This is a genomic window from Candidatus Poribacteria bacterium, from assembly GCA_021295715.1.
In the GTDB taxonomy this organism is placed as follows: Bacteria; Poribacteria; WGA-4E; order WGA-4E; family WGA-3G; genus WGA-3G.
In genome coordinates, this window is the sequence record JAGWBV010000015.1 from 43,258 (window position 1) to 53,158 (window position 9,901).

The 9,901-nt window shown below is 48.7% G+C and carries 7 protein-coding genes; 3 read left to right on the forward strand and 4 right to left on the reverse strand.

What is annotated here, in order from left to right; genetic code table 11:
• Window positions 1–5 precede the first annotated feature (5 nt).
• Complete coding sequence (locus tag J4G07_06505; protein MCE2413638.1) at window positions 6–737, forward strand: SDR family oxidoreductase; 732 nt, start codon at window positions 6–8, stop codon at window positions 735–737.
• A 303-nt stretch (window positions 738–1,040) separates the two neighbouring features.
• Complete coding sequence (locus J4G07_06510) at window positions 1,041–2,267, forward strand: phytanoyl-CoA dioxygenase family protein (GenBank protein MCE2413639.1); 1,227 nt, start codon at window positions 1,041–1,043, stop codon at window positions 2,265–2,267.
• Here the strand turns inward: J4G07_06510 and J4G07_06515 are convergent, their stop codons facing one another.
• Window positions 2,268–3,062 carry a TIM barrel protein gene (locus tag J4G07_06515; protein ID MCE2413640.1) on the reverse strand — a complete coding sequence of 265 codons (795 nt, stop codon included), beginning with the start codon at window positions 3,060–3,062 and terminating at the stop codon, window positions 2,268–2,270.
• Between the two features lie 401 nt (window positions 3,063–3,463).
• On the opposite strand from J4G07_06515, the gene J4G07_06520 reads away from it, so the two are divergent.
• On the forward strand, window positions 3,464–3,874 hold the full coding sequence (locus J4G07_06520; protein MCE2413641.1) for a secondary thiamine-phosphate synthase enzyme YjbQ: 411 nt from the start codon (window positions 3,464–3,466) through the stop codon (window positions 3,872–3,874).
• Window positions 3,875–3,978: 104 nt separating this feature from the next.
• Here the strand turns inward: J4G07_06520 and J4G07_06525 are convergent, their stop codons facing one another.
• The 3 genes from J4G07_06525 to J4G07_06535 all read right to left on the reverse strand — a co-directional run bounded on the left by J4G07_06525 (window position 3,979) and on the right by J4G07_06535 (window position 9,777).
• A complete protein-coding gene (locus J4G07_06525) occupies window positions 3,979–4,740 on the reverse strand; it encodes a sugar phosphate isomerase/epimerase (protein MCE2413642.1) in 762 nt (253 codons plus the stop codon).
• 181 nt (window positions 4,741–4,921) lie between these two features.
• The gene (locus tag J4G07_06530; protein MCE2413643.1) at window positions 4,922–8,608 is read right to left on the reverse strand and encodes an AAA family ATPase; all 3,687 of its coding nucleotides are present in this window, start codon (window positions 8,606–8,608) and stop codon (window positions 4,922–4,924) included.
• On the reverse strand, window positions 8,605–9,777 hold the full coding sequence (locus tag J4G07_06535) for an exonuclease SbcCD subunit D (protein ID MCE2413644.1): 1,173 nt from the start codon (window positions 9,775–9,777) through the stop codon (window positions 8,605–8,607). Before J4G07_06535 ends, J4G07_06530 begins: the two co-directional genes overlap by 4 nt.
• Window positions 9,778–9,901: the final 124 nt, after the last annotated feature.

Below are 9,901 nucleotides of genomic sequence, written 5' to 3' on the forward strand. Positions count from 1 at the left end.
CAAAAATGGGACAATTGGATGGAAAATTTGCGATTGTAACCGGTGGTAACCGCGGTATCGGTAAAGGAATCGCGAGAGGACTTGCCGCTGAGGGTGCGAGTCTAACAATCGCCGCAAGGAACGCTGAACTCCTTGAGCAGACGGCGAATGAACTCCGCGCAAACGGCACAAAGGTGTTGGCTGTGCCAACGGATGTAACAGACGAGGCACAGATCAAAGCACTCTTTGAAAAATCGATGGACGCGTATGGTCGTTTGGACATCCTTGTCAATAACGCAGGGGCATTCAATGCCGGTCCTATAGATGAACTGTCAACAGAGGATTGGGATTGGGTCGTTGGTGTGAATCTCCGGGCACCGTTTATCTGCACGCGTGAAGCATTTGGGATTATGAAGGCACAAGGTGAAGGTGGACGTATCATCAATGTCGGCAGTATATCGTCGCATCGGGTTCGTCCGCGCACCGCGCCTTATAGTGCTACTAAATTCGGCATCTGGGGACTGACACAGGTAACAGCACTCGAAGGAAGAGCACACGGAATAACGGCGAGCTGTTTGAAACCCGGTAACACTTACGTAGAACGTCATCAAAATCAATCACAAGCACCCACTGAACCGATGATGGATGTTGACGATCTTGCACAAGCCGCTGTCCTGATGGCAACCCTCCCACCACACATTAATATGTTAGACGCAACCGTCTTACCGGTCGGTCAACTCTATGTCGGACGTGGATAATTTTTAATTTTACTTTGCGGTTTTTTAATTATACCTTGCGGTTTGGTCAGGTGGGTTTTGAAGGATAGTGTGCCTTTCCATATATCTGCCTGCGCCGGTGTTGCAGGCGACTGTCTTGGATAAACCAAAACCCGTAGTCCGTAATGGAATGGAGGGCGGATTTGAGGGGCGCACTACAAGGTCCCCAACGCACGTTGTTTCTCCGCAAGGTAAAATTAAAAATTCGCCTGTGCGGTTGTTGCAGGCTGCGTTTTTGGTTAAGAATCGCTATCACAAATCGCTTCTATAGGAAAGACTTCACCGATGGAGACAATTATGCAAGTGAATCGGACCCAATTCATGGAAGAAGGGTATCTCGTTCTCCGAGAGGTGGTCCCACCGGAAGAACTGGACGCGCTTCGGGAAAGTTATGAATTAATGGTATCACGCCAGCGGGACATCTGGACGAGAGAACGCGGACCGAACGAGCCACCGGGTGGTGTTTGGGAGACTTCCCCACAACCTCGTCTACAACTCGGACATAACCCACTTGCGGGGCTTGTCGATAAAAAAACAGCGAGCGCTGTCGAAATTTGGGCACACGAAAACATGCAAGGGGTCAGCACCGAACTACTCGGTGAGGAAGACGCAGGCGTTACCGAGATGATGCTCATGTGCAGTCCAGTCAAAGACTGCGGGCCCGCCGCATGGCACCGAGACCATCACCCTATCGATACCGCTCCATTACAAGGCTATATCGACGATATTGTAGAGACGGGACCGCGCTACGTTCAGTGGAATCTCTCACTCTACGACGATAACGTGCTGTGGGTGCTACCCGGTAGTCATCTGCGGGTGAACACCGAAGCAGAAAACGAGCAGCTGCTGGCAGATCCAAAAGTGCCGTTACCCGGTGCCGTTCAGACGCACCTCAACGCAGGTGATGGTGTCGTTTATATTCTGCCTATCTTGCATTGGGGGAGCAACTATAGTCGGAAGATGCGCCGCACGATCCACGGCGGGTTTGCAAACTACACGCACTATCAAGCACTCGACTATGTGGATTATCTATCGCCGGAAGTCCAACAGAGCTTCGATCGGTGGAACAAACGCAGCAATCAGATGCAGATATGGTGTGAAGATGCCCTTCGCGCTGCTATAGAAAAGGATGCCCCTGCCTACCACGCGGCACTCGAAAACCTACATCCGGACAGAGGTGAAAAAGGGAAGATGCTCTCAACCGTCTTTTTGTGCAAAGCCGCTTGTTTCGTGGCACTCGAACACGGCTATGAACTTCCAGAGATCCCGGACGAACTTCGGAATCGTGGCAAGGGCTTCCATGCGATTACCCTCAATTGGGGACCGCCCTTCGCCGAACGATTCACGAAAGAGGAAGCAGCTACGTTGTGGGAACGTTTTAAGCCACTTGACGCACTGCTCAAAACCGACGAAGAGCTATATCTACCGGGTTTCCAATCCGGTCCGATGCATTACTATTTCAATGAAATGCCGGATAATTTCGGTGTTGCAGATTTCATTAAATCGTGGTAACTATAGGGATAAACCGAGCATTCCACTGAGATAGAAATAGGCTTCCTCGGTATAGCGTGGCAGATTCTCTGGATCCTCGACTTCCAACTCCAGTGTCAGATCACCTCGGTAGCCGACTTCTTGGAGCGTTTCGATAATCTGTTTGAGCTTAAGTTCCCCACGTCCAATACCGACAGATACGGTGCCGAGATGGTCCTTGAGATGCACTGCATAGATACGGGAACCGAATTGACGAATTGCGGCGAGCGTATCGACACTGGATGCGTGGAAATGTCCTGTGTCTATACAGACCCCCACTCTCTCGTCGGGAATAGCATCTAAAAGCGTTTGGAAATCCTCCGGTTGTTCAAGCACATTCCCGTGGTGCGGTTCAAGCGTCAACTTAATCTGACTCTCTGCTGGCATGCGCTGTAACACCTCGCGGACACAGGAAGCAACTCTGTCCAATGCGCCTGACTCTGTTCTCCGTTGTGCGCCACTTGTGGTTAAGTGTGTCGCGCCGAGTCCTTCAGCGACTTCGACACATCTTGCGATTGCCCCTGCGCGTGCGTCCACATCGTCACTATCCTGTCCACCCCATCCGGGCGGATAGAGTCCCACGCACTTCATGCCGGAGGCATCGACTTTTGCCTTCATATCGTTTATGTCAAGCGCGTGAGCAGCGTCTACACTCCAGATGAGCGGTCCGTGAATTTCCATCAGCCGGTAGCCGATCTGTGGAGCGTATTCCAAGGTTGCGGCGACCTCATCTTCAGCGTAGCCGCGGTAACAGATAGAAGCACAGATAATGTCCATTTTTAATTATTCCTTGCGGTTCGGTTCGGTCAATTTGGTTACTCTTATGGCAAAGCCGAATGACGCTGTAGCAAGACCGTTCAATTTTTCAGTTTTTCATAAATTGTCATGACTTACGCAAAATCAAAGAATTCAGTCTATTATGGCGCAATCGGTGCGGTTAGGAATGCAGATCGCATTTGGGCGAGTACGCCGCAAAACCGCACCTATCGGGGAAGTGCGTAAGTCCTAAAATTGTGTTATAAATACATCCAGATTATAGTAAATCCTACAATTAATTGGACATCACGAATGGGCGAGGTTACAAACCTCGCCAGCGGTAGTGAGGTTTTTTTCACTGAACGCCTGTCCACATATCTTTCGACTTTACTATAATCAGCAAATTTGGCGTACATTAAAAAATGATTCAGCAAATCGAAATAACCTTACCCGAATACTCACGCGGTTTCCATCTCGTCACAGATGAGATTGTGACATCGCTCGGTGAATTGCCGAAAGCAGGTATCCTGCACCTCTTCATTAAGCACACCTCAGCAGGATTGACTATCAACGAAAACGCAGATCCTACGGTCCGAGAAGATTTCGCCAATAGTTTCGACAGACTCGTCAAGGAACGCGAACCCTTTTACCAACACACAATAGAAGGTGATGACGATATGCCTGCACATATCAAAGCGTCCCTTGTCGGTTTCACCGTCTCCATCCCAATCACGAACTATCGTCTCAACTTAGGTATCTGGCAGGGGATATACCTTTGCGAATTCCGAAACAGCGGCGGCAGACGTCATCTAACAGCAACCCTCTATTCTTAATTATACCTTGCGGTTCGATGAGTGCGGTTAGGACTTTCACGCTCCTTTGCGTATATCCGCCTGTGCCGTTGTCGCAGGTTTTTTAATTTTACCTTGCGGTTCGGTTAGGACAAAGCATTATAGAGGTCTATATGTCGTTGCAGGACCGCCTCTGAATCCGGCGGGTTAATAACCTCTATAGAGACAAACCCGTCGTATCCATCCTGTGCGAGAAGTGTAAGCGAATCTTTTTCCGTGTCTGGCAAGGGTCCACTGTCGCCGAAGTTGACATGCGCATGCCGCACCTTGCCGCGCAGATGCACATAAGCGACATTGACGGGTTCCCCGTGTCGAACATGATGCGCGGCGTGCCAATTCGCAAAGGTGTTCTGCGCTCCCGCCCGATGTAAAGTCTCCGTTACGTAACTCGCGATGAGATTGCCGTGTGTCTCCAAACAGAGTGCAACCCCTGCATCGCCTGCTAAGCCGTCACAAGCACGAATGCCTTCCGCTTCCCAATCCAAAGTCTGAGACACCTCAACAGGGGTTTCTGGCACCCGATCCCCGAAAATCCGAATATTCTTCGCGCCCATCGTTTCGGACAAGTCGATATACCGCTTGAGCAAATCTACCTGTTCGGCGCGTTTCTGTGCGTTCGGATCTATGAATCGCACTCCAGTCGCAATGCAAGAGAGTTCAATACCACTATCGGCGAAGCGGTGACGCGCCTCCTGAAGTTGCTGCGGTGTCGAATCCAACTCTACGCCGTGTCCGTGACCCCACTCCACGCGGAGCTCTAAGTGTTCGTAATTGTAGTGTTTCGCTTTGTCAATGAGTTCCGCCAGCGTTAGCGGCGGACAGACAGACGACATAAAACCAAATTTCATTTTTTAATTTTCCTTTTTTAATTATACCTTGCGGTTCGGTCAGGTGCGTTTGATAGATGAAGTGCTTCTCCGTAGACTCGCCCTCCGCTACGCTTACGGGCTACGCGTTTCGGTTTATCAAAAACCTTTTTACCGAAAAGAACGGTAGCCTATTTGCGTTATGACTTCATTTGATATTTTGTTAGGTTAACCTCGGAATGTCAACAGATGAACTGCCGTTCCCCCGCTTTCTCACGTTGATCTTGACGGGTAAACGTCTTGTTAGTTCCTGAATGTGGCTGATGAGAAAGATACTTCGTCCTTGGATGCGGAGTCCCTCCAATGCCGCGATAGCGATGTCAAGCGTCTCCGTATCGAGCGTGCCGAACCCTTCATCAAGGAACAGCGAGTTGAGTTGTGCGCGTCCGCGACTGAGTTCCGAGAGTGCGAGAGCCAAAGCGAGACTTGTTAGGAATGATTCCCCACCGGAGAGTGTTTCAACCGGGCGTTCTTGATTCGCGTTCCAGCGATCAATGACGGTCAAGTTGCCGATGCTCTCAACTTTAAGTTGGTACCGCTCAGAGGTGAGATATTTCAATTGTTCATTGGCTAAATTGCCCATCTGCTTGAACATAATCTCCAGTGCAAAATCGCGTAGGTCGTTTCTGGGGATTGTGTCCTGTAACCTTTTCCAACGCTTCAATTCCTGCTCAGCCTCACTTATTTCAACACCGAGTGCCTCACGTTTTGCAAGTGCGTCCTTCAAGTCGTCGATTTTCTGTTGTTGTGCACCCACTTCCTGTTGCGCTGTTTGAAGTTGCTCTCCAATTTCTTCTATTTGGGCTTCAATTTTTCCCAATGCTTCTGGATCGAACGGCGTTTCTTCAAACCGGGTTCGCAATTCGGTAATGACTAATTCAAGTCCCAGTTTTTCACTTTCGTATACATCAATTTGGTCGGTGAGTTTCTGTATCTGCGCGTCGTCCCGGAACGCGCTGTCGTGTGCATCCGACGAGTCGAAACCAGCGTCGTGCAACTTATCAAAGTAATTATCACGTGCCGTTTCAAGTTTCTCAGCGGATGCTTTAAACTGGGTTTCGCCAATCTCATGAGCAGTCTGTTTTTGGGTAAGCAAATCTCGACTTTCCTGGAATTGCTGTTGGGCTTCGTCCCGCTCGTTCTGTTTTGCGTTGAGTCCCGATTCTAATTCATCGATAGCGACGTTAATTTCGGTTTCCGTCTCCAAGCCGCCAGTTTTCTCGCGAACGGTGTTCAGATAGGTTTCACCCTCATGTCTGTACGCCTCTATTTCGGCGTTTAGGGTTTCGTGGCGTTCTTTCAAACCTTTGAGATTCGTTTGGTCTGCCTTGATACTGGTGTCAAGCACTTGAAGTTGTGTTTTTGCGCTGTCACGTTCCCCCTCACATTTTTCAACTTCCCCAATCTTATCCTCAAATTGCTGTAGAGCCGCAGCGGGTGCAATACCGTGAAAACTCTCAGGCATGGATTCCCAAAAACGGGTCTCTGTCGCTGTAACATCGGCTTGCAAATCCGCAATAGTATTGTTTAAATCCTCCACCTGCGTTTCGATAGCGTTCACGTTATTCGTCTCGCGTTTGATGTCGTTCTCAGAGATTTCGAGTTGCTGTGATACTATCTCGTAAGCGTGCCATGCTTTCGTTTGTGCTTGCTCTGCCTCTCCGAGGGCTGCGATAGCAGTATCCACTGTACTAATTTGTTCAACTATCCAATCAAAGGAAATAATAACGTCCTGTTCAACTATCGGATCGAACGCAGCCTCAAGGTCTGGACGAATATCCTTCCACTGCCTATCAAGTGACTCCTTTTTGTCTTGGAGTGCCCTTGCTTCTATAACAAGTTCCTCAGTTCGGTTGACCGTATTACGTCTATCGTGTTCAGTCTGCATCTGCTTGGTTTTGAGAACTTGCATCTGTTCTTGCGCGACTTGTGCCTCGGCTTTCACATTCTCTAAGGCATCTTTAGCATCCTGTAGCCGTTCCTCACTTTCAGGTTTCACAACACCAGCGGACGGATGCTCTGTAGCCCCACATACCAAGCAAGGTTCTCCGGTGTGAAGGTGTTGCCGGAGTTGATTGATCGGGTTTGTCAACATCTCGGACCTTAGTGCCTCTTCACAACGTTCAACAGCCTTCGCAGCATGCCGACACACCTCCGTTTGTTCCCTCAATTCTGCTTCGATTTGCCCAAGTTCTGTATTCAGTGTTGATAAAGTGCCACTTAATTCGTCTAACCGCTCTAAGATATCTTCGCCATCCTCCGTCATCTCTTCATATCCCTGCACGACGGGGTATACCCGAGATGCCTGTTGTTTTCGATCAGTCCACTCCTCGGGGGTGCCAGTCGCCAAGAGTTTGTTCAATTGTGTGGTGGCTTCCTCCAACGTCGTCTCTGCTTCTGCTTTTTCCGAGAGACGTTTTTGCTGAGCGTTCGATAATTTCTTAATTTCCTGTTTCAATGATGACACATTTTTTTCAGCACTCGCTTTGTTCGCCAACCCTGCTTCCAACTGATCTTTTTGCGAATCGTGTTCCGCTTGAAGACCGGTCGCTCGCGTAAGACGTTGTTGTCGGTCAAGTGGGAGCGGATTCTCATTTAAAAAGGTTTGTGCTATTGTAATCTGTTTCTGCCATTCGGTGCGTTCCGTTTGTCTCTCTGTGAGCTGGTGTGAAACTTCATCAATCTGCTTATCCAAATCCGTTAACGCTGTCGTCCGTTTATGTGCTTCAGCGAACTGATTCGCTGCGCGTGCTACATCTAATTTGGCATTACGATAAAGTGGTATTTTCCGAGCGTGTTCCTGAGATGTGGTTTGATAGGCTTCCTCTTTTTCGTCATAAACAGTTTGATCGGTTTTCACCTGTGTCTCTGTCTCTGTTTTCTCCTCCGTTGCTGTATCAAGTGCTTTCTCTGCATTTTCGAGATCGGATTTTGCGGTATCATACGTCTGTTTTTCAGGACGAAGTCGGTCGGCACGATTCGCGTTTTCCAGTGTCGTTTGGAGCACATCAATTTCCAGTTGCTGATCAGTGAGTTGATCTTGACGATCTTTTGAAGATTGGAGTCTCTCAAAATCGGCTTTGCGTTCCTCTTCGCGCCGCTTTTCATCTTGAATGTGTTGACTTTGCGTCCGTAATGCCTCGGCTTCCGATTGCAACTTATCACATAAGGTCTGGGCTTCCGAAAGCTGCTCACGCGAGGCTTCCGGTATTTTGTTCAATTTGTCGAGCACATCTGCAGTCGCTACCTCAACCGCACCCACCTTATCATTTAACGCTTTTTTCAGTTCATCGTAGATACCGATTCCTGCAGTCGCCTCTAAAATCGTCCGTCTCTCCTCGTCGCTCGCTTTCAAGAACGCCGCGAACTCGCCTTGTGCCAACATCACCGACCGTCTGAAGGCATCGAAGTCAAGCCCTAAAATAGCCTCTACCTCTTCACTGACTGTTTTTTCGCTGGAACCCAGAGATTTGCCGCGTGTCGATAGTTTATCCGTGATTAACTTGTCATCATCCGCATAAAATAACGCGACCTTTGGAGAACCTTTCTGCTTAGCCGACCAAGTTCCGAGATATCGGATGCCGTTTGCTATGAAAATTACTTCAGCGAACCCCTCTTTTTCACCATGACTGATAAGGTGGTTCGGATTTTGGCTGCCTTGTCCGGTCAAGCGCGGGGTTTTCCCGTAGAGTGCGACGCAGATCGCGTCTAATAACGTCGTCTTCCCAGCACCTGTCGGACCGGTAATCGCCACCAGCGATGCATCACCTAACGGCGACTTTTCAAAATCGAGTTCAATTTCATCCCGAAAACTATTCAGATTTTTAAGTTTCAATTTACATATTTTCATTCCGCTTCCTCAACGAGTTGGACCAATTCACTGAACGTCAGTGCTAAACTGTCATCGGGGGGTTCACCATCAAAATTTGTTCTATGAAATTGTTCAAAGATTTCTACGGGGTGTTTCATATCCTCAACAGGGATTGTTGGTCCTTCTCGTACCTCTGGCAGTTCGACTTCAACGATCAGCACCTCACCACCGCGTTCGCTGAATGCTTGGCGAATTTCATCACTGATACCGACTCTCGGTGTGTCCAATGTCAACTTGACATGGATGTACTTATCATCCCAGGTCTGGGTTCTCGCTTCCCAAAGCACCGACTCCTCATCACCCGTGACAGTACATAATTCTTTGAAGATAGGAATCTCAATATCTTCATCTCGTATGAATCTACCCTCCTCAGACAGTTCCAGCAGATACACCGATTTGCGATAACCCATTTCGTTGAATCTCAGTGGGATCGGTGAACCTGAATATCGGATTGGATAATCAGTGCCCTTGATCGTCTGTGGTCTATGGAGATGTCCGAGGGCAACATAACTCACATCCTCTGGGAAATCGTTGGCGTGGATAGCCGATGCGCCGCCAATTTGGATATTGCGTTCGGAATCGGTTACCTGTCCGCCTTGAACAAAAAGATGTCCCATCAAAATTTTGGGAAGTTCTGTTGGCATAGCGGAAACACATTCGGCATAGAACGATTTGAGTCGTTCTCGGTACCGATCGTTCCTCTCTATCTCTGTCTCATAAGAGACGTGCGGCAGGTCGGTCTCGGTAAGGTAAGGGACACCTGCCACCATTACGAGCGGGTCATCAGGCGGAAAGGGTAACACACATCTGGAAGCCTCACTTGCCAGACCGACGACGTGAATTCTACCCATTTTCAGAAACTCGCGTGGTGCTTCGAGATGTCGCGCTGAATCGTGATTGCCAGCGGTAATCACCGCATAAGCATCAGTTTCATCAAAAAGGCGGTAGAGAAACCGATAATAGAGGTTCGTTGCTTCTGCTGATGGAAGGGAGGTATCAAAAATATCGCCGGAAACGAGGAGGAGATCGACCTTACGTTTCTGAATTATTTCAAGGAGCCAGTCCAAGAATTGCTCGTGTTCGTCGAGTCGGGAACGTTCGTGGAGTCGTTGTCCAATGTGCCAATCGGCGGTGTGTAGAATTCTCATATTTCTTCGTGCGTTTACCACCTATTGAAGATTGTTGATCGGATATAATATAACTATCATAGCAGATTCAAAATATCTTCTCAAGCAAATTAACCATTGCACAAAAAATACGAGGCATGATAGA